General features: G+C 70.4%; 13 protein-coding genes. 9 read left to right on the plus strand and 4 right to left on the minus strand.

What is annotated here, in order from left to right; all coding sequences use genetic code 11:
• Window positions 1–78: 78 nt before the first annotated feature.
• Window positions 79–1,668: a glycoside hydrolase family 57 protein gene (locus KYK13_RS24580; protein WP_223634036.1), complete on the minus strand. Its 1,590-nt coding sequence runs from the start codon at window positions 1,666–1,668 to the stop codon at window positions 79–81.
• Window positions 1,669–1,694: 26 nt separating this feature from the next.
• Window positions 1,695–4,172 carry a DUF4912 domain-containing protein gene (locus KYK13_RS24585; RefSeq protein WP_223634038.1) on the minus strand — a complete coding sequence of 826 codons (2,478 nt, stop codon included), beginning with the start codon at window positions 4,170–4,172 and terminating at the stop codon, window positions 1,695–1,697.
• Window positions 4,173–4,306: 134 nt separating this feature from the next.
• On the opposite strand from KYK13_RS24585, the gene KYK13_RS24590 reads away from it, so the two are divergent.
• Together KYK13_RS24590 and KYK13_RS24595 are read left to right on the plus strand one after the other, a co-directional pair.
• Window positions 4,307–7,066, plus strand: a complete 2,760-nt coding sequence (locus KYK13_RS24590; RefSeq protein WP_223634040.1) for a glycosyltransferase family 4 protein — start codon at window positions 4,307–4,309, stop codon at window positions 7,064–7,066.
• A gap of 99 nt (window positions 7,067–7,165) precedes the next feature.
• Entirely contained in the window at window positions 7,166–11,764 is a 4,599-nt protein-coding gene (locus tag KYK13_RS24595) for a response regulator (RefSeq protein ID WP_223634042.1), read from the plus strand.
• Window positions 11,765–11,882: 118 nt separating this feature from the next.
• Here the strand turns inward: KYK13_RS24595 and KYK13_RS24600 are convergent, their stop codons facing one another.
• Complete coding sequence (locus KYK13_RS24600; RefSeq protein WP_223634044.1) at window positions 11,883–12,110, minus strand: hypothetical protein; 228 nt, start codon at window positions 12,108–12,110, stop codon at window positions 11,883–11,885.
• Window positions 12,111–12,301: 191 nt separating this feature from the next.
• On the opposite strand from KYK13_RS24600, the gene KYK13_RS24605 reads away from it, so the two are divergent.
• From KYK13_RS24605 to KYK13_RS24635, 7 genes are all read left to right on the plus strand, one after another.
• Window positions 12,302–13,243 (plus strand): MoxR family ATPase, encoded by a 942-nt coding sequence (locus KYK13_RS24605; protein WP_223634046.1) that lies wholly within the window; start codon window positions 12,302–12,304, stop codon window positions 13,241–13,243.
• Between the two features lie 114 nt (window positions 13,244–13,357).
• Window positions 13,358–14,308, plus strand: coding sequence for a branched-chain amino acid transaminase (locus tag KYK13_RS24610; protein ID WP_223634048.1), 951 nt, complete (start codon window positions 13,358–13,360; stop codon window positions 14,306–14,308).
• 60 nt (window positions 14,309–14,368) lie between these two features.
• Window positions 14,369–15,706, plus strand: coding sequence for an AAA family ATPase (locus tag KYK13_RS24615; RefSeq protein WP_223634050.1), 1,338 nt, complete (start codon window positions 14,369–14,371; stop codon window positions 15,704–15,706).
• A 119-nt stretch (window positions 15,707–15,825) separates the two neighbouring features.
• The gene (locus KYK13_RS24620; RefSeq protein WP_223634053.1) at window positions 15,826–16,665 is read left to right on the plus strand and encodes a Fic family protein; all 840 of its coding nucleotides are present in this window, start codon (window positions 15,826–15,828) and stop codon (window positions 16,663–16,665) included.
• 28 nt (window positions 16,666–16,693) lie between these two features.
• The gene (locus KYK13_RS24625) at window positions 16,694–17,527 is read left to right on the plus strand and encodes a deoxyribonuclease IV (protein WP_223634056.1); all 834 of its coding nucleotides are present in this window, start codon (window positions 16,694–16,696) and stop codon (window positions 17,525–17,527) included.
• 13 nt (window positions 17,528–17,540) lie between these two features.
• Window positions 17,541–18,662 carry a bifunctional oligoribonuclease/PAP phosphatase NrnA gene (locus tag KYK13_RS24630; RefSeq protein WP_223634059.1) on the plus strand — a complete coding sequence of 374 codons (1,122 nt, stop codon included), beginning with the start codon at window positions 17,541–17,543 and terminating at the stop codon, window positions 18,660–18,662.
• Window positions 18,659–19,801: a cysteine desulfurase family protein gene (locus KYK13_RS24635; RefSeq protein WP_223634062.1), complete on the plus strand. Its 1,143-nt coding sequence runs from the start codon at window positions 18,659–18,661 to the stop codon at window positions 19,799–19,801. The genes KYK13_RS24630 and KYK13_RS24635 overlap by 4 nt, the downstream gene beginning before the upstream one ends.
• Here the strand turns inward: KYK13_RS24635 and KYK13_RS24640 are convergent, their stop codons facing one another.
• Window positions 19,802–19,978: a hypothetical protein gene (locus KYK13_RS24640; protein ID WP_223634065.1), complete on the minus strand. Its 177-nt coding sequence runs from the start codon at window positions 19,976–19,978 to the stop codon at window positions 19,802–19,804.
• Window positions 19,979–20,032: the final 54 nt, after the last annotated feature.

Raw genomic sequence — 20,032 nt, forward strand, 5'->3', positions numbered from 1 at the left:
ACGAAGCCCCGCAACCGGAACGACCTCATCCGGTGACAGGAGGTGAACCCCCGGGCCGGCCGCCTGTTCCCGGACCGCTCAACCGGGCCGGTAGACGCGGTAGTCCAGCTCGGGGAACAGGTTGTCTCGGGCCTCCGCGTGGGACAGCCAGGACTCGTCAACGGTGCCGGCGCGCACCTGTTCATGCAGGCGCAGGAAGCGTTCCAGGTGCTCCTTCGTGCGGCGCACGGCGTAGTCCACCATGGTGCCGGTCTTCATGATGAAGGCCCAGTCGGAGGACTGCGCGAGCAGCAGCTCCCGCGCGGCCTGGTTCAGGGCCCGGCGCGTGCGCGACGGCGCGTCCGGGAAGTCCCGGGCCAGCTCCACCATCTGCCGCGCGGCGTGGCTGAGGTGGCGGTAGACCCAGTCGTTCGTCCCGTCGAGCCACATGTTCGCGTACCCGCCCGCGCCCCAGGAAGACATGGGCGGCGTGGCCACCTGGTTCTCCGGGTGCTCGCGCAGGTCATCCAGCGGGCTGATCAGCTGGAGTCGGCTGGGGTTGCGCGCGGCCTGGCGGATGAGCGCGTCGATGAAGTGGGGGCCCTCGAACCACCAGTGGCCGAAGAGCTCGGCGTCGTAGGGCGCGACGACCACGGGCTTGCGGCCGCCCATGCGCGAGGCGAGGTATTCGAACTGGCGCTCGCGGTTGAAGAGGAAGTTGCCCGCATGGGCCCACGCGCGCTCGCGGGCGGCTGCGGGGTCGTAGGGCTGCTTGTCGTTCGTCTTGCCGGTGATGCGGAAGTACTTGAAGCCGGTGTTCTTGCGGTCGCCGGTGGGCTGGATGAACGGGCGGATGTAGTCCAGGTCCAGGTCCCAGCCGATGTCCCGGTAGAACTCGCGGTAGACGGGGTCGCCGGGGTAGCCGTGCTCGGTGCTCCAGACCTGCTGGCTGCTCTCCGGGTCGCGTGCGAACGCGGCCACGCCGGGCTCCGTGAAGATGGGCGCGTAGGGGCCGTGCAGCGGGCGGGGCGTGGCGTCGGTGAGCGCGTGCGTGTCGACGAAGAAGTAGCGGATGCGCTCGGCGGAGAGGATGCGCTCCAGGCCCGGGTAGTAGCCGCACTCGGCCAGCCAGATGCCGGCGGGGTCGCGGCCGAAGTTCTGGCGGTAGTGGTTCGCCGCGACCGTCACCTGGGCGCGCACGGCCTCCGGCGTCTGCTGCATGAGCGGCAGGAAGCCGTGGGTCGCGTTGCAGGTGAGGATGTCCAGGTGGCCCGAGTCCTGGAGCCTGCGGAACGCGGCCACCAGGTCGCGCCGGTAGTGGTTGTGGTACGCGAGGCGCAGCGATTCGAAGTGGTCGCGGTGGAAGACGGCCAGCGGGTGGAAGGTCGGGTCCGCCCGGGTGCGGTGCACCTCGCGGGCCCCCAGCTCGCAGAGCAGGTCCAGGCGCCGGGCGTAGCGCTCGCGCAGCAGGTCATCGTTGAGCATCGACACGAGCGTGGGCGAGAGCGTCATCGTCACCCGGAAGGGGACGCGGTCCTCGACCAGCCTGTCGAACACGCGCAGCAGCGGCAGGTACGTCTCGGAGATGGCCTCGTAGAGCCAGTCCTCCTCGAGGAAGTCTTCGTATTCAGGGTGGCGGACGAACGGCAGGTGCGCGTGAAGGACCAGCGCGAGGGAGCCCAGGCTCATAGGTCGGTTCAAGAGGCCGTGCGGGTTCACTTCCGTCCACGGCGCGAAGACCGGGACTTGGAGGAGGACTTGGAGCCCGGGGACTTGGGCTCGGCGGGTTTCGGGGGCGCCTTCGGAGCGTCCGCCTTGGACACGGCGGGGCTCGAAGTGGCCTGGGCTTCAGCCTGAAGAGGAGGAGCCGCCGGAGGCTCGACCTTCGCGGGCGCGGTGGCGGGTGCGGACTTTCCTGCCACCTCGGCGGCCTCGCGGGCCTTGTCGAGGGCACGCTGTTCGGACGCGGTGGGACCGCGCGCCACGCTCATGGCCCACGGGTTCTGGGGAGGCTCGGGCTCCGCAGGCCGCCACGAGTCAGGGGAAACGGCGTGAGCCGGTGGACGGTCGGCCGGACGCGAAGGCGGCAGGTCCCGCGCTTCGAGCACATCCCCTCGCGGCGGGGCTCCAGGCGCCTGCGGGCGCAGGGCCTCCGGGGACCCGGCGTCGAAAGGCGCGGACGAGCCACCGAGGCGCGGCTGATCCGAACCACTCAGCGCGCGCTCCACGGACAGGTATCGTTGATCCGAAGCGCCCGCCGCACGCTCCACGGACAGGTACCGCTGGTCCGAAGCCCCAGACGCACGTTCCACAGCCCAATAGCGCTGCTCAGAAGCGCCAGCCGCACGCTCCACGGACAGGTAGCGCTGGTCCGAAGCTCCCGCCGCGCGAGGCACGCTCAAGTACCGCTGGTCCGAAGCGCCCGCGGTCCGGGACACCGTCAGATACTGACGGTCCGAGGCCCCCGGCCCCCCTGGCGCCCCCTGCCCTCCCGCGCCCGCCCCGTAACGTTGATCCGAAGCGCCCGGTGCACGCGGCACCTCTAGATAGCGATACTCCGAGACACCGCCCGGAAGCAGCGTCTGCCCGTAGCGCTGTTCCGAAGCCCCCGGCGCGCGCGGCACCTCCAGGTACGGGGAACCCGCCACGGGCCCACTCTGCCCGTAGCGCTGATCCGAAGCCCCCGGCGCACGCTCCACCGACAGGTAGCGCGCTTCCGACGAACTCGTCGCACGCGACGGAGCCAGCACCGCGCCCTCGCCCAACGTCGCCTCGCCCACGCGCGCATGGCGCTGATCCGAAGCGCCCGGCGCACGCGGCGCACTCTCGAAGTAGACCTCTTCCGCGTAACGGAGGTCCGAAGCGCCCGGCATCCTCGGCGCACTCTCGAAATAGGCCTCCTCATAGGCCTCTTCCGCATAGCGCTGATCCGAAGCGCCCGGCGCGCGCGGCTCGCTCCGCAGGTACGCCTCCTCCGCGTAGCGCAGGTCCGAAGCCCCCGGGACTCGCGGCGCATCGGGATAGGTCTCGGTGCGTTCGCGGTGGACCTCCGGCACGTCCACCACTCCGGCGCTCCCCGGCAACTGCACCCGGCGCCAGGTGACGTACTCGCGCTCCTCCACCTGGGGAACGCGCGCGGTCGCCGACGCGGAAGCCGCTGCCGCGCGCAGCCGGTCCACGACCGGCGGAGGCGGCATGCGCAGGAACCGGATGGACGTGTCCGCCGACGGTCCCGCGGGCGGCAACGTGGCCCGGTTGGACGAATGTCCAATGCGGCGCGACCGGCCATCCGCGCCGACGAAGTACGCCTCCACCCGGTACGTGCGCCCGGGCTCCATGCCTTGCAGGTAGTAGCTGCGCGACTCCAACGCGAAGTCCACTTCGCGCGACACGCCCTCGCCGTCGAACACCTTCAGCACCGCGCGCGGCGACGGAAGGTCGTCCAACGCCCGGCTCCGGCTCGCGTCGCTGAAGTCCCAGAAGACGAAGAGCGTGTGCGGGTCCCTCGCGAGCAGCACCAGCGCGTCGTCCTGGTAGTCCAGGGGCAGCATGCCCAGGTGCTCGTTCCGCTCGGGCGATGCGTCCGCCGGAGGAAGGCGCGGTGACTGCTCCTCCAGAAGATGGTGGCGGCGCGCCTCGTTCTCTCCCGCCATCTTCGTCACGAAGAACCCCTCCACCAGGGGCTCGGCGGCATGCGGCGGCTCGGGCGTGGCGGGTGGCTCATCGCCCTCGGGCGAGCTCGACGGGCGCGGCGTCCGCGCTAGCGACACCGTGTCCTCATCCTCTGGCTCCGGCTCGCGGCGTGACCTCTCGCGCGGGGGGAACGTCACCACCTGCGCGGGCCGCGTCTTGGGGCCCCCCGGCTCCGTGATGGGCTCCTCGGAAAGTTCTCGTGCCTGCGGCGCGGCGGTGCTCTCACGCGGAGGCAAGGGTACGGATTCGGACGCAGGGCCCGGGGCGGGGCGGGACTCCGCCCGGCCGGAGTCCAGCTTCCGCTCCTCGCCGCCCACGCCACCAGAGCCGCGCCGGGACGTCGCCAGCCCGGCCATGCGCGCGAGCCGCCCCAGGGCGGGAATGCGCTCGGCAAGGGAGGAGACCAACTCCCGTCCGCGGGACGCGCCAGCTCCTTCCCGGAGATATTTCCGGGCCAGCTGCCGCAGGTAGCTCACGGTGACGCCCTTCCGCTCATCCATGGACACCTCGCCTCGTTATGACGCGGCATACAGGGGGTCAACGCATCCGTCACGGGATGTGTTGTTCCGCCGACCCCCTTCTTCTCCGTCAGGCCCGATGACACCTCACGCCTGTCCAAGTATCCTGCGACCGCTTGAGTGACCTGCCCAGACTTCTCCTGTGCAGCTTCGATGTCATCCCCGGCCCGTCTGGCTCCTCACGCCGACTGACCGAGTATCTGAAGGCATTGCCTGATCGCTTCTCCGTGGTGGTGCTGTCGGCGAAGACGCCCGACCACTCCCATATCGAGAAGTACCAGGGCGCCCGGCTGCTCCGCGTCCCGGTAGGCTCCGGGGACCTGGCCTCGCGCATCCAATCCTTCGAACGGGCCGTGCGCCGGCAGTTGGAGAGCGAGGACTACGCGCTCGCCCACTTCACGGACCCCTTCGGCGGCTACGCGCTCTGCGAGCTGAAGGCGGACTACGGCTACCGCCTCATCTACGAGGCGCAGACATTCCCTTCACAGGAGCTGCGCTACACCCATCCGCAGACGGACGGGGACCGCCGCTTCCTGTCGAAGGTCCGCCGCCAGGAGCTGTTCTGCCTGATGAACGCGGACCTCGTCGTCACCGGCTCACAGACGACGCGCGCGTTCATCCAGGGGCTGGGCGCGGCCGAGGACCAGCTGCGCACGATTCGCGCGCCCGTGGACCTGAAGCCCTACGATCCGGAGGTGCTCGGCGCCCCGGACGGTTCGCCCCTGCGCATGATGTACCTGGGCAGCCACGTGGGCTGGCAGGGCCTGCCCACCCTGCTGCGCGCCACCGCGCTCGCGGCCCAGCAGGTGGACGTGCGTCTGACGCTGGTGGGCGCGCACCACCCGGACTGGAAGCCCCACCTCGAGGACCTGGTCAAAGACCTGGGCATCAAGGAGAAGGTCGACTTCCAGCCGCCTGTCGCGCACGACGACCTGGTCAAGGTGCTGGCGCTGGCGGACGTGGGCGTGCTGCCGCTGGACGACTCGGAGCGCAACCGGCTCCAGGGGGGACCGCTGGCCAAGGTCTCCGAGTACCTGGCCGCCGGCCGGCCGGTCATCGCCGCGGACCTGCCCGTCACGCGCGAGCTGATTCCGAAGGACGCGGCCACCTTCTTCCCCCCGGGCGACGCCCGTGCCCTCTCCGAGCGCATCCTGGACCTGGCGCGCGACGTGCCCCGCCGCGTGGCGCTGGGCAAGGCGGGGCGCGCGTTCGCGCAGAAGGTGCTGGACGCGGGCATCATCCGCGGTCAGCTGCTGGACCTCTACGACTCGCTCCTGGAGAAGCGGGGCCACGTGCCGGTGGAGGCCGCCAGCGAGCCGCCCGACGTCACGATGACGGGCACTCCCACGAACCGGCTCGCGAACCTGGGCATGCCAGAGGCGTCCAGGCCCGCGCCCACGCCACCCGCGAAGCCCGCCACGCAGGACGCGGCCGAATCCGCCGCGTCCCCTACCGCGAAGGAAGGCGCGGAGGACGCGCCCGTGGTCATGGGCATGGCCCTGGAAGACGGCATGGACACGCGGCTCGTCAAGACCGAGCCGGACATGCGGCCCGACGAAGTCCCCTTGGTCCTGGGTCTGCCGCTGCGCGAGTCCGCCGCGCCCCAGCCCCAACTCGAAGAAGCCGCGCGTCCACCCGAGCCCGCGCCCACGGCCAGGACGACCGACGACACCGCGAGGACATCGCTGCCCTCCGCCCCCTCGAAGCAGGAGGCGGTACCGGAGCCCCTGGGAGGCCGTGGTTCGGAGCCGGCGCCCCCCACGGAGATGGTGACGAGCCCCCTGGCGAAGTCGCTCGGCTTGAAGAGCGCCGACGGGGACGATGCCGGGGAGCCGGACGAGAAGTCCCGCGCCTCCGAGGATTCCTCCTTCGGTGCGACGGCGGTGGTGCGCAGTCCGCTGGAAGACGACTCGAGCACGCCGGCCCCCACGCCCATCGTGCGCCGCCCGGCTTCGGACGAAGAGGAACGGGCCCCCACGCCCGTCGTGCGCAGGCCCCTTGAGGACGAAGCCCCCGCGCCCACGCCTGTCGTGCGCCGCCCCGCGTCCCTCATGGAGGACGAGGAGCGGGCCCCCACGCCCATCGTGCGCCGGGCCGGAGTCATGCGGGAGGAGGAGGAAGCCCCCGCGCCCACGCCCATCGTGCCCATGCGCTCCTTGATGAACGGGACGCGGAGCACGGGCTCCAGCCGGCCGCAGCGCCCGTCGGAGCCGGTCCCCTCGGAACCTCCCCGCCTCTTCCCCTCTCCTTCTCCCATGGCCGACGCGGACAAACCGCCCATCCGTGGCGGCGCCGCCGCGGATCCAGGCCGGCCCGCCACTTCCCGTCCTCCAGTGCTCACGGAGTCCGACAAGCCGCCCATCCGAGGAGGCTCTGTCTCCGACGCGGACCGCCCGCCGCAGCTGCCGCCCCGCGCCGCCGCGCCGCCGCCCGTTCCGCGCCAGGGCCCGCCCCGGCTGATCCCCACGCCCCCCGTGCTGACGCCGTCGAGGGCCGCGTCCGCGGACGACGAGCCGGAGGAGATCGCCGCCGACGAGGCCCAGTCCCTGGACGACGACGCCGGCCACACGCCCTCCAACGCCAGCGCGGCGCTGGACGAGGCGGAGGAGATCGGCAACGACGAGGTCCACGACGCGGACTCGCTCGAGGTGGAGGCCGCGGACGCCGAGGACCCGGGTCCCCCGCCCCAGCCCCCCGGATCCGCCCTCAACCCGTGGTTCGCGCAGCTCGCGCACGGGTACTGTCCCCCGGAGGGGGCCCGCTTCGCCCGGCACACCCCGCCCACCAACTTCCCAGGGCGGGATCCGGACGGCGGCGTGTCCCCGGGGTCGGTCTCCCCTGTCGGCCAGGGAGCGGTTCGCGGCAAGAACTCGTGAGGCAGCCGACCGAGCACCGCTCGGAAACTTTTCAAGCCGCGCTCCCGCCCGATAGGATGTGGCGGTTTTCACTGCACTTTTTGCTGGGTGAAGGGCTTCATGGAGCGTCGCGTCCTCATCGTCGAAAGCCAGAACGACTTCGCACTCAGCATGGCCTCCGTGCTCAAGAGCGCGGGCTACAACACGGCCATGGCCACCACTGCGTCAGACGCGCAGCGGGAGTTGGAGAAGCGCCGACCCGACCTCGTCGTCGTGCGCGCGGAGCTTCCGGACCAGTCCGGTTTTGCCCTCTGTGGGCAGATCAAGAAGGGCAAGTGGGGCCAGAACCTCAAGGTCCTCCTGCTCTCCTCCGACTCGGGTGTGGAGGGCCTGAACAAGCACCGTGAGACGCCGGCCGCCGCGGACGGCTATCTCGTCATCCCGTTCGAGATGGGCGAGCTCGCCTCCATGAGCGCCGGCATCGTGCCGCCCGGCACCGATGATTCGGACGCGGACCTGGATGCCGCGCTCAACGGCGCGCCTCGGGAAGCCCCGCCGCCCATGCCCGGCGTGCGCACGGGCGCCCCGCCCAAGCTGCCCAAGCGCGAGCGCCGCAGCGCGATGACGGACGAGGACAAGGCCTTCATGGACCGGGCCTTCTCGTCCATCGCGGACCGCAAGGCGGAGCTGCTCGCGGAGTCGCGCCAGCTCAAGCGCCCGCCCCCGCGCCGCGAGCTGATGGGCACGCCCGAGGGCAAGATCCAGATCCTCCGGGACGAGCTGAAGACGCGTGAAGCCCAGCTCGCGCGCCTGTCGGAGATCTGGAGCGTCCGCGAGCGCGAGCTGCTCTCCGTGGAGGACCGCCTCCACGAGAAGGACGTGGAGCTGCAGGGCCTGAAGATGCAGGTGGACGACCTGCTCCGGCGCTTCAACGACGCGCAGCAGTCCATCGTCCAGAAGGAGCGCGAGCACGGCGCCACCGTCGACGACCTGCTCCTCCAGAAGTTCTCCTCGGAGAAGGACCTCATCGAGGTCGTCGCCTCCAAGGAGAAGGACATCAACGTCCTGCGCAAGGAGGTCAACCTCCGCGACGAGGAGCTGGCCCGGCGCGGCGCGGACCTGGAGAGCTGGCGCAACGAGTTCGACAAGCTCGAAAAGCACCTCGGCGTCATCACGCTGGAGTTCGAGGTCAAGGAGCAGAAGCTCCAGGACACCGTCCGCGCCAACGAGGCGGACATCCTCCAGCTGCGCGAGCGCGGCGACCAGTTCGAGTCCGAGCTGTCCCGCACCATCAGCGAGCGCGACAACCGCTACGCCGAGCTGGGCGGGGAGATTCAAGCCCTCCAGGAGCGGCTGACCCAGACCGAGCAGGAGCGCGACGCCACCGTGCGCGGCCTGGAGGCCCGGGCCACCACCGCGGAGGAGCACGCCAGCCGTTCGGACGCGGAGATTGAACGCCTCAACGCCGAGCGCGCCGCGCTGGAGCAGCGCCTCACGCAGCAGGTGGCGGACCTGGAGTCCGACATCTCGCGCGTCACCGGCGAGCGCGACCAGCTCCGGCTGGACAAGGACGCCCTGGAGGCGGACCTCACGCAGCGCGTGGAGGAGCGGGACGGGAAGATCTCCGCGCTCGACCGCGAGCTGCAGGAGGCCATCGCCCGCAACGAGAACAGCGAGGCGGAGCTCAACGCCACCATCCAGCAGCACCGTGAGCGAATCGGTGAGCTGGAGGGCGAGGTCGAAGCCGTCAAGACGCACCTGGAGGACCGCGAGAACGAGCTGAACGCGGAGCTCCAGGCGCTGCAGCAGGCCAAGGACGCGCTGGAGCAGGACCTCACCAGCCAGTTGGAGGACCTGCGCGCGGCCAAGGACGCCCTGGAGGCGGACCTCAACGGCCAGATTCAAGCGCTCACCGAGCAGCTGGACGCGGCCCAGCGCCAGGGCGAACAGCTCTCCGCGCGCGTGGCCTCGCTGGAGGACACCGTCTCCCAGCGCGACGGCACCATCGAGGGCCTGCAGACCGACGTCGCCGACCGCGACGCCCGCATCGCCGAGCTGACCGGCAACCTGGAGGCCACGAGCCAGCAGCTCTCCGAGACGCAGGGCACGCTCTCCAGCACGGAGGCCACCCTCGCGGAGACACGCGGCGAGCTGGAGGCCACCAGCCAGCAGCTCTCCACCACGCAGAACACGCTCTCCACCACGGAGGCCACGCTGGCGGAGACGCGCGGCGAGCTGGAGGCCACCAGCCAGCAGCTCTCCGAGACGCAGACGCGCCTCGCCCAGACGGAGGAGACGCTCTCCACCACGCGCGGCGAGCTGGAGGCCACCAGCCAGACACTGGCCACCACGGAGGGCACCCTCGCGCAGACGCAGGACATGCTGGCGCGCACGGAGGCCACGCTCGCCGGCACGCAGAACACGCTCGCCAGCACCGAGGGCACGCTCGCGGAGACGCGCGGCGAGCTGGAGGCCACCACCCAGACGCTGACGGACACCCAGTCCCGCCTGGCGCAGACGGAGGAGACGCTCTCCACCACGCGCGGCGAGCTGGAGGCCACCAGCCAGACCCTCTCCGACACGCAGGCCACGCTGGCCCGCACGGAGGGGACGCTCGCGGAGACGCGCGGCGAGCTGGAGGCCACCAGCCAGACGCTGACGGACACGCAGGCGCGGCTCGCGCAGAGCGAGGCCCACCTGGCGTCCACCCAGGGCGAGCTGGAGGCCACCAGCCAGACACTGGCCACCACGGAGGGCACCCTCGCGCAGACGCAGGACACGCTGGCGCGCACGGAGGCCACGCTCGCGGACACGCAGAACGCGCTCGCCAGCACCGAAGGCACGCTCGCGGAGACGCGCGGCGAGCTGGAGGCCACCAGCCAGACGCTGACGCAGACCCAGGAGACCCTGGAGGTCACCCGCTCCGACCTGGCGAAGATGACCTCGCACCGCGACGAGCTGGACGCGGAGCTGAACGAGACGCGGAACCTCCTCCAGGAGACCAACGGCCTCCTCGCCCGCACCACCGAGGAGCGCGACCAGCGCATCGCGGAGCTGCAGGCGCTCAACGCCGCGAAGGACGCGCTGGAGCAGGACCTCACCGGCCAGATTGGCAACCTGCGCGCGGAGCTGTCTGAGACGCAGGGCCTCTACGACGCGGAGCGCACCGCCCACGCGGCGCTCGCGGAGGAGACCACCGCGCGCATCCACGCCCTCACCGGCGAGCGCGACCAGCTGACCGCGGACCTGGGCGCCACGTCGCAGCAGCTGGCCGACACGCAGGGCCAGCTGGCCAGCACGCAGGACGCGCTGGCCCGCGAAGAGCAGGCCCACGCCCAGGCCCGCCAGGCCGCCGCGGACATCCAGGCGGAGCTCACGCGCCAGCTCACCGAGGCCCAGGCCAACGGCGAGGACCTGGCCGAACAGCTCATCGTCACCAAGCACGAGCTGGGCACGCGCGTGTCGGAAGTCACGCAGCTGACGTCCACGCTCGCGCAGACGGAGGACGCGCGGCACCACCTGGAGGACCGCCTCCAGACGCTCACCCACGAGTCGCAGCGCCGCGAGGAGCTCCTCCAGAACGAGGTCGACACCAAGGGCAAGGAGCTGTCCGACACGCTCCGCAAGCTCACGCACGTGACGCAGGAGAAGATGCGTCAGGCGGAGGTGCTCAACCGCGAGGTCGCCACCCGCACGGAGCAGGTGAAGCAGCTGGAAGGCCAGCTGGAGACGCAGGCCGCCGAGGCGAAGAAGCAGGCGGACGCGCTCAACCAGCAGCTCGCCAACGTCTCCGGCGAGCTGGACGGAGCGCGCAAGGCCCTCGCGGAGCGCGACACGCAGCTGCAGCAGGCCGGGCAGCAGCAGAAGAAGCTCACCAGCGAGCGCGACGGGCTGGCCGGACAGCTCCAGCAGGCCCAGGCCCAGGCGCAGCAGCAGGCCCAGCAGGCCCAGGCCGCCGCCGCGGAGGCGAAGAAGCAGTCCGACGACCTGGCCGCGAAGCTCGCCAAGGCGGAACAGCGCATCGCGCAGCTCTCCCAGGAGGCCCAGAAGTTCGCCGCCGACACGGAGGCGAAGCTCAAGGAGGCCCAGGCCCAGCTGCAGGCCCGCACCAAGAAGGCCCAGGACCTGGAGCTGGCGCTGGAGAACGCCCAGAGCACCCGCGCCCGCGCGGAGAAGGAGCTCACCGCCCGCGTCACCGCGGCGGAGGCCAAGGCCAACGAGGCGGCCGCGAAGCTCGCCACCGCGCAGAAGGAGCGCAAGGACCTGGAGGCCCGTCAGGCCAAGGAGCTCGAGGACCTCAACGCCAAGCAGAAGGCGGAGCTCGAGCGCCGCGAGGCCATCAAGGCCCAGGAGGTCGCCCGCCTCCAGACGTCCGTCCAGGAGAAGAGCAAGGCACTCAAGGTCGCCGAGCTGGAGCTGGCCCGCTACAAGACCAAGGCCCCGGCCGCCGCCGCGCCCGCCGCGAAGGCCGCCAAGGCCACCGAGGAGGAGCACCTGGCCGCCACCGTCCAGGCCAACCCGGTCATCCCGGCCGCCGCCAAGCCCCCGGCCAAGGCCGCTCCCGCCGCCAAGACCGCCGCGAAGAAGGCCGCCCCGACCCCGGCCCCGGTGCCCCAGGACGAGGACGCCCCGGAGCGCACCATGGTCATGCAGCTGCCCACCGCCCCCGAAGGCGGCGAGGACGACTGGACGGCGCTCGTCGACGAGCTCGACAAGTAGCCCCCCTGCCCCGCCCTCCCCTCACCCGGGAGGGCCGGGCCTTCCCGGAAACGACAAGGGCCCGCGCACTCCGTGGAGTGCCGGGCCCTTCGTCGTTCTCGAGACTGACCTGCGCCGGTTACAGCGCCGTGGCCGCCTTGGCCTCACGGATGAGGTCCCGGAAGTGCAGCGCCCCCACCACGTCCCGCACCACCGACACCGGACGGCCTTCCTCGCGGGCCTGCACCTGCGCCACCCGCCAGCGCTCCAGCAACGTCCTCGTCGCGATGTACGCCAGCACGAGGGGAAAGCCCCCCGGCATCACCACCACCAACACCGCCATCGCCAGCTTCAACCACGCCCACATGACCCGCGACCTCGTCGTCCTGAGATACGCCCGCATAGATGCACGGTGCATGCCCGCGGTGCGAAAATATTTACGCACCCTGATTCCAAGGGGTTACGGCTCCCAAGGCCCTCAAGAGTGCGGACGACGCCCCCACAACCCTGGCATTTTTGCCGCAGTGGCCACGGGAGCCGTCGGTTAAGTTGACGGGCGTGAGCCCCCCTCAACTGACCTCGGAGATTCGCTCGTTCACCAGCGTGGAGGACGCAGCGCGTCGCCTGGAGGCGGTGGGCTACCTGTCGTCCCCCGAAATCGCCACGGCGGTGTTCCTCGCGGACCGGATGGGCAAGCCCATCCTGGTGGAGGGCCCCGCCGGCGTGGGCAAGACGGAGCTGGCCAAGGCCCTGGCCCAGGCGTTGGACCGGACCTTCCTCCGGCTCCAGTGCTACGAGGGCCTGGACGAAGCCAAGGCCCTCTACGAGTGGGAGTACGCCAAGCAGCTGCTCTACACCCAGCTGCTCAAGGACAAGATTGGCGAGCTGACGCAAGGCACGGCCACGCTCGCGGAGGCCGCGGACCGGCTCGCGTCCGGGGACGCGGTGTTCTTCTCCGAGCGCTTCCTCCTGCCCCGCCCCATCCTCCAGGCCCAGCTGTCGGACACGCCCGCCCTGCTCCTGGTGGACGAAATCGACAAGGCGGATCCGGAGTTCGAGGCCTTCCTCCTGGAGGTCCTGTCGGACAACGCTGTCACGGTGCCGGAGCTGGGCACCATCCGCGCGAAGCATGTCCCGCGCGTCATCCTCACCAGCAACAACGCCCGCGAGCTGTCGGACGCGCTCAAGCGCCGCTGCCTGCACCTGCACATCGACTTCCCGGACCGCGAGCGCGAGCTGCGCATCGTCCGCGCGCGCCTGCCGGAGGTCCCCCAGGTCCTGGCCGAGCAGGTGGTGGAGGCCGTGGCCGCCATCCGCGCGCTCGACTTGAAGAAGGCCCCGTCCATCAGCGAGACGCTCGACTGGGCGCAGAGCCTCGCGCTGCTCAACGCCGAAGCGCTCAGCTCGGACGTCGTCGCGGCCACGCTCAACCTCGTCCTCAAATACGAGGGCGACATCGAGAAGGCCCGCGCCAACCTGCCCACCATCGCGCAGGCCTGACGCAGAGCGCCGCACAGGGCGTGCGAATCGTTGGCACTTCACGCTTTGCGTCCCAGGTGCACCTGGGTACAAGTTCTTCAGCGGTCCCACCCCTAGCCCGAGAGGTACTTCCCGATGAGCTCGACCTCATCCACCGTGCTGCGCGCCGAACACATCTGGCTCGATGGGAAGCTGATGAAATGGGACGAGGGCAACGTGCACGTGATGACGCACGCCCTCCACTACGGCCTGGGCGTCTTCGAGGGCATCCGCGCCTACAAGACCCATGACGGCCGGCTCGCCGTCTTCCGGCTGCGCGAGCACATCCGCCGCATGATGGATTCAGCGCACATCATCATGCTGAAGATGCCCTACACCGAGGATGAGCTGGTGGAGGCCACGCTGGAGCTCTTGCGCACGCAGAAGGCGCAGTTCGCCAACGGCGCGTACCTGCGCCCGGTCGCCTTCATGGGCGACGGCGCCATGGGCCTGGGCGCGGTGAACCCCACCCGCGTGGGCATCACCGCCTGGGACTGGGGCGCGTACCTGGGTGACAAGGGCTTGAAGGAAGGCATCCGCGCCAAGGTCAGCTCGTTCACGCGCAACCACGTGAACGTGAACATGGTGCGCGGGAAGATCACCGGCCAGTACGTGAACTCCATCCTCGCCAAGCGCGAGGCGGTGCTCGCCGGCTACGACGAGGCCATCCTCCTGGACATCAGCGGCTTCGTCGCGGAGGCCTCCGGGGAGAACATCTTCCTCGTGAACAAGAAGGGCATCATCAAGACGCCGCCCCTCTCGTCCCCCGTCCTGGACGGCATCACCCGCGACACGGTGCTGCGGCTGCTGCGCGACGCCGGCCACACCACCATCGAGGAGGTCACCGTCACCCGTGACGCCCTCTACATCTGCAACGAGGTCTTCTTCACCGGCACCGCCGCGGAGATTACCCCCGTGCGCGAGGTGGACAACCGCCAGATTGGCGACGGCAAGCCCGGCCCCATCACCCGGTACATCCAGGACATGTACTTCCGCGTCGTGCGAGGCCAGGAGGCCCGCTATGCGGACTGGCTGACCTACGTCTGACGACAGTCCCTGGGACGCGAAGCCCCGGCGGCCGGGGGAATCGGGTAGAACCCGTACCCGATGCCTCCCGCCGGCTACGCCTACGAAGACAATCCCTTCAAGCTGGAGAACCCGTCCATCCTCGACATCGCTCCGGGGGAGCCGAAGTCGCTGGAGGACACGGGACTGAGGATGGGTCTGTTGTCGGACCTGGGCCTCAAGTTCCTCTACTACGCCGGCACCGGCACGGGCGTGGCCATCGCGGAGAGCATGTGCCTGCCCTGGTCCGGCGTGGTGGAGCACGTGGTGGACTTCCTCGCCGCGGAGAAGCTCGTGGACCTGCGCGGCGGCAAGGGCTTTGGCCGCGCGTCCGTGGAGTTCGCCCTCACGGAGAAGGGCCGCGAGTACGCCCGCGACGCCCTCACCCGCTCCACCTACGTGGGCCCCGCCCCCGTCCCCATCGAGCAGTACAACGCCCTCATCAGCAGCCAGACGGAGGAGACGCCCGTCGTGGGCCAGGAGGACCTGGTCGCCGCCCTGAGCCACCTCACCGTCTCCGCGGAGCTGATGGACAAGCTGGGCCCGGCCGTGAACTCCGGCCGCTCCCTCTTCCTCTATGGCCCGCCGGGCAACGGCAAGACGAGCCTGGCGGAGGCCATCTCCAACATGTTCGGCGGCGAGGTCTTCGTCCCGCACTGCCTGGAGATCGACAACCAGATCATCAAGGTCTTCGACCGCATCATCCACACGCCCGTGTCGCTGGAGATGGACCGCGACGCCAGCGGCCGCCGGCAGACCTTCGAGATGGACAAGCGCTGGGCGCTCTGCCGGCGCCCCGCGGTGGTGGTGGGCGGCGAGCTGACGCTGGAGACGCTGGACCTCATCTACTCGGAGAGCACCCGCTTCTACGAGGCGCCGTTCCAGGTGAAGGCCAACGGCGGCATGCTCCTCATCGACGACTTCGGCCGCCAGAAGGTCCACCCCACGGACCTGCTCAACCGGTGGATCGTCCCCCTGGAGAAGCGGGTGGACTTCCTCACCCTGCACACCGGCAAGAAGTTCGAGATTCCCTTTGATCAGCTCCTCGTCTTCTCCACCAACCTGGACCCCAAGGAGCTGGTGGACGAGGCGTTCCTGCGCCGCATCAAGTACAAGATAGAGGTCGGCAACCCGGACGAGGAGTCCTACCGGGAGATCTTCCGCCGGGTGTGTGAGGCGGCGGGCATCCCCTACGTGGACCAGGCCATCACCTACCTGGTGGAGCACTACTACAAGCCGCGCAGCATGGAGATGCGCTCCTGTCACCCGCGCGACCTGGTTTCACTCATCCGGGACGCGGCCCGATACCGGCAAATCCCGCCAGCCCTTTCAAAAGACCTCCTCGATCAGGCCTGTGAGGTGTTCCTGGTGAATCTGTAGTCGGGTTTTATTTGTTCCAACCGCGCGGAATTTCTAGAATCCACGTGCCGTTGTACCCCCCGGCGCAGTCTCCGGGATCAGCGCCCGGGGCGGGCCGGGGCGACAAGGAGCCGCAGTCCGTGAAGGAACGCTACCAGGACATCGACGAGAAGAACGAGCAGCTGCGCGAGTACCTCGAGATCTACAAGGACAAGCAGCCCGCGCGTGAGTTCCTCGACCGTTTCGAGATGTCGTGGATCTACCACGACGCCGCGCTCGAAGGCGTCGTGTACACGCACCAGGAGCTGATGGCGGCGCTCTTCCCCGAGCGCACGGCGGCGGAAGCCTCCATGATCCCGGTGGTGCTGGAGATCCGCAACCACAAGGCGGTGGCGGACTTCATCCGCGAGGAGGCCGCGGGCGCGAAGAAGCAGTCCGCGCTCACGCTCACCACCATCAAGCGGATGCACGACCTCTTCCTGGGCAACACGCCGGAGGCCCTGGCGGAGCGCGCCCGCATGGAGCGCCGGGAGCGCACGGAGAAGGAGCTGGCCAAGGAGCGCGACCGCGCGGGGCTGCGCAAGGACATGCCCCTGCACCGCACCTACTTCCACGACATCACCCAGCCGGCGAAGATCCAGGCCCGGCTGGAGAAGCTCGTGGACCACACGGCCAGCGCGGAGTTCCGCGAGTTCCACCCCATCAAGCAGGCGGCGGTGGTGCAGCACGAGTTCCTGCAGATCTTCCCCTTCACCGAGCACAGCGGGAAGGTGGGGCGCATGTGCAGCAACCTCATCCTGCTGCGCAACGGCTACATGCCCGCGGTCATCCACTCCATCGACCGGCAGCGCTACTACGAGTCCTTCCGCGCGCCCGTGGCCACGTTCCGCACGGTGCTGATGGACGCGATGGAGAACTCGCTGGACAACGGCGTGAAGTACTTCCGCGACCTCGGCCGCAAGTACAAGACCGTCGAGTAGCCGCGGAGAGAGCGACGAAGTCGAAGCCGTGCGCATCGGGGCTCACGAATCCATTGCCGGGGGCGTGAGCCAGGCCTTCCAGCGCGCCGAAGCGCACGGTGCGCGCGCCCTGCAGATCTTCACGAAGAACGCGCGGGGCTGGAGCGCCCCCGCGCTGACGGACGAAGAGGCCCGGGCCTTCCGCGCGGAGGCCCGCCGCACCGGCCTCCCCGTCATCGCCCACGGCAGCTACCTGGTGAACCTGGCCGGTGAGGCGCCGGAGGCCCGCGAGAGGTCGCTCGCGTGCGTCACCGAGGAGCTCACCCGCTGCGAGCGCCTGGGCATCCCGATGCTCATCCTCCACCCGGGTTCCCACGCGGACGAAGCGCGCGGCCTGCGCCTCATCGCCGAAGGGCTGGATGAAGTGCACCGCCGCTGCCCCGGCATGAAGGCCCGCCTCTGCCTGGAGGTGACGGCGGGCCAGGGCAACGCGCTGGGCTGGCGCTTCGAGCACCTGGAGGAGCTGCTCTGCCGCGTCGAGGACGAAGCGCGGCTGGCGGTGTGCCTGGACACGTGCCACCTGTTCGCGGCGGGCTACGACCTGCGGACCCCCAGGGGCTACGCGGCCGTGATGGACGAGTGCGACCGGCGGGTGGGGCTCCACCGGGTGCGCGCCTTTCATCTCAATGATTGCAAGAAAGACCTGGGTTGCCGGGTGGACCGGCATGAGGAACCAGGCAAGGGAACAATCGGACTGACGGCCTTCCGCTGCCTGATGAAGGACGCGAGGTTCGTCGACACCATTGGGGTGCTGGAAACACCCTTTCCGGAACGTTATGGGGAGAACATCCGACTTCTCGAATCCCTGTGCCGGAGGAAGTAAAAGAAGAGCCCCCATGCCTGTCACCCCCTCCCTCCAAAGCCGCCGCACCCAGCCTCCTGCGGGGAGCGAGCTCACGGAGCCTCCGCCAGCGCGGTTGGCGAAGATGCCAGCCTCCGACAAGCTGGGCCGTCTGCTCCAGGTGGCCAAGGGCCACCGCCGGGCGCTCATCCTGACGCACGACAACCCGGACCCCGACTCGATGGCGGCGGCGGTGTCGCTCGCGCACCTGCTGGAGCGCAAGGCCGGCCTCGAGGCCCACGTGGGCTACGGCGGCATCATTGGCCGCGCGGAGAACGTCGCCTTCGTGCGCGTGCTGCGGCTGCCGGTGTCGCACGTGTCGCAGATCGACTTCAGCCAGTACGACCTCTTCGGGCTGGTGGACACGCAGCCGCCCGTGCGCAACCACTCGCTGCCGGCGCGCTACCGCGCGGACCTGGTGGTGGACCATCACCCGCTGCGCGAGGAGAGCCTGCTGGCCCCCTTCGCGGACGTGGGCGGCGACTTCGGCGCCACCTCCACCATGCTGGTGGAGTACCTGCGGGCCGCCCGCCTGGAGCCGTCCGTGGAGATCGCCACCGCGCTCTTCTACGGCATCAAGGCGGACACGCGGGACCTGGGCCGCGAGACGACCCAGACGGACGTGGACAGCTACCTCTGGCTGTTCCCCCGCTGCGACAAGCAGCTCCTGGGACAGATTGAGCACCCGGAGCTGCCCGCTCGCTTCTTCCAGCTGTTCCACACGTCCATCGAGAAGGCGAAGGTCTACGGCACCGCCATCATCACCGACCTGGAGGAGGTCTACTCCCCGGACCTGGTGGCCGAGGTCGCCGAGCGGATGATGTACCTGGAGGGGATGAAGTGGTCCCTGGCGTACGGGACGTTCCGCAACCAGCTCTTCTTGAGCCTGCGGGTGAAGGACCGGCGCATGAACGCGGGCCGCCTCATCCGCGAGCTGTGCGACGACCTGGGCGGCTCCTCCGGCGGCCACGGCAGCATGGCGGGCGCGCGGCTGCCCCTGTCCGGCAGCGCGGCCAAGCGCAAGGCGCTCAAGCGCGAGGTGGTGTCGCGCTTCCTCGAAGCCTTTGGCGTCTCCGAGGAGCGGCCGGTGTCGCTGCTGTCCGCGCAGGACACGTGATCTACTGGGACCACAACGCCGCCGCGCCGGTGCGCGCGGAGGTGGGCGCGCTGCTCGCCCGGGCCTTCACGCAAGGAGGCTTCGGCAACGCGTCCAGCGTGCACGGCGGGGGGCGAGAGGCCCGCGCCCGGCTGGACGCGGCGCGAGCGAAGGTGGCGCGCGTCCTGGGCTGCGAGCCGAAGGAGATCACCTTCACGGCGTCAGGCAGTGAGGCGGATGCGCTCGCGCTCGTTGGCGCCTACGCGGCCCGCCCGGTGAAGGAGCGCCGCCGCGTGGTGTCCACCACGGTGGAGCATCCGTCGGCGCTCGGAGCGCTCACGCAGTTGGAGAAGGACGGCGCGCAGGTGGTGCGGCTGTCCCCTGCTTCCGACGGCCGCGTGCCGCTGGAGGCCGTCCTGGAGGCGCTCACGCCGGACACCGCGCTGTGTTCGCTGATGTGGGCCAACAACGAGACGGGCGTGCTCCAGCCGGTGGCCGAGGCCGCGCGCGCGTGCCGTCAGCGCGGCATCCTCTTCCACACGGACGCCGTGCAGGCCGCGGGCAAGGTGCCGCTCACCTTGCGCGAAGCGGACGCGGACCTCCTCTCCCTCTCCGCGCACAAGTTCGGCGGTCCCCAGGGCGTGGGCGTGCTCGTGGTGCGCAAGGGCGTGGACGTGCGGGCGCTCACCCCAGGGCACCAGGAGGGGGGCCGGCGAGGAGGCACGCAGAACGTGCCCTACGCGGAGGCCCTGGCCCTGGCCCTGGAGCTGGCCGCCGGGGACCAGGCCGCCACCGCCGCGCGGGTCGCCGCCCTGCGGGACGCCTTCGAACACCAGGTCCTCCAGCGGCTGCCCGGAGTGACGGTGAACGGGGGCTCCGCGCCTCGCGTGCCCAACACCAGCAACCTGCGCTTCGAGGGCGTGGAGGGTGAAGCACTGCTGATGGCGCTGGACCTGGAGGACATCCGCGTCTCGTCGGGAGCGGCCTGTGCATCCGGCACGCTGTCCCCGTCCCACGTGCTGCGCGCCATGGGCCTGTCCCCGGCCGAAGCGCGTGGGAGCCTGCGCTTCAGCCTGGGCCCGTCCACCACGCACGCCGAGGTGGAACGCGTCGTGGAAGCGCTCTGCACCCACGTCCCCCTCGTGCGCGCGCTGGGCTGATCACCACTTCTGGTCCGGCAGGTTCTTCTCGCGCACGTCCGGGTCGGGCTGTCCGTAACCCGGGAGGCCATCCTCCTTGGCCTCGTCGCGCTTGGGCGGAAGCCGCTCGTCGCCCCGGCGCGTCTCGCGGGTGGGCTCGTCCTGCTCGGGCTGCTGCTGCTTGCGCTCGGTCGCCATGGGTTCCTCCCGGTGCGTGTTCGCAGGAGGAAAGGTCATCATCCCAGGCAGGCG

Origin of the sequence: Corallococcus sp. EGB (genome assembly GCF_019968905.1) — a bacterium.
In the GTDB taxonomy this organism is placed as follows: Bacteria; Myxococcota; Myxococcia; order Myxococcales; family Myxococcaceae; genus Corallococcus.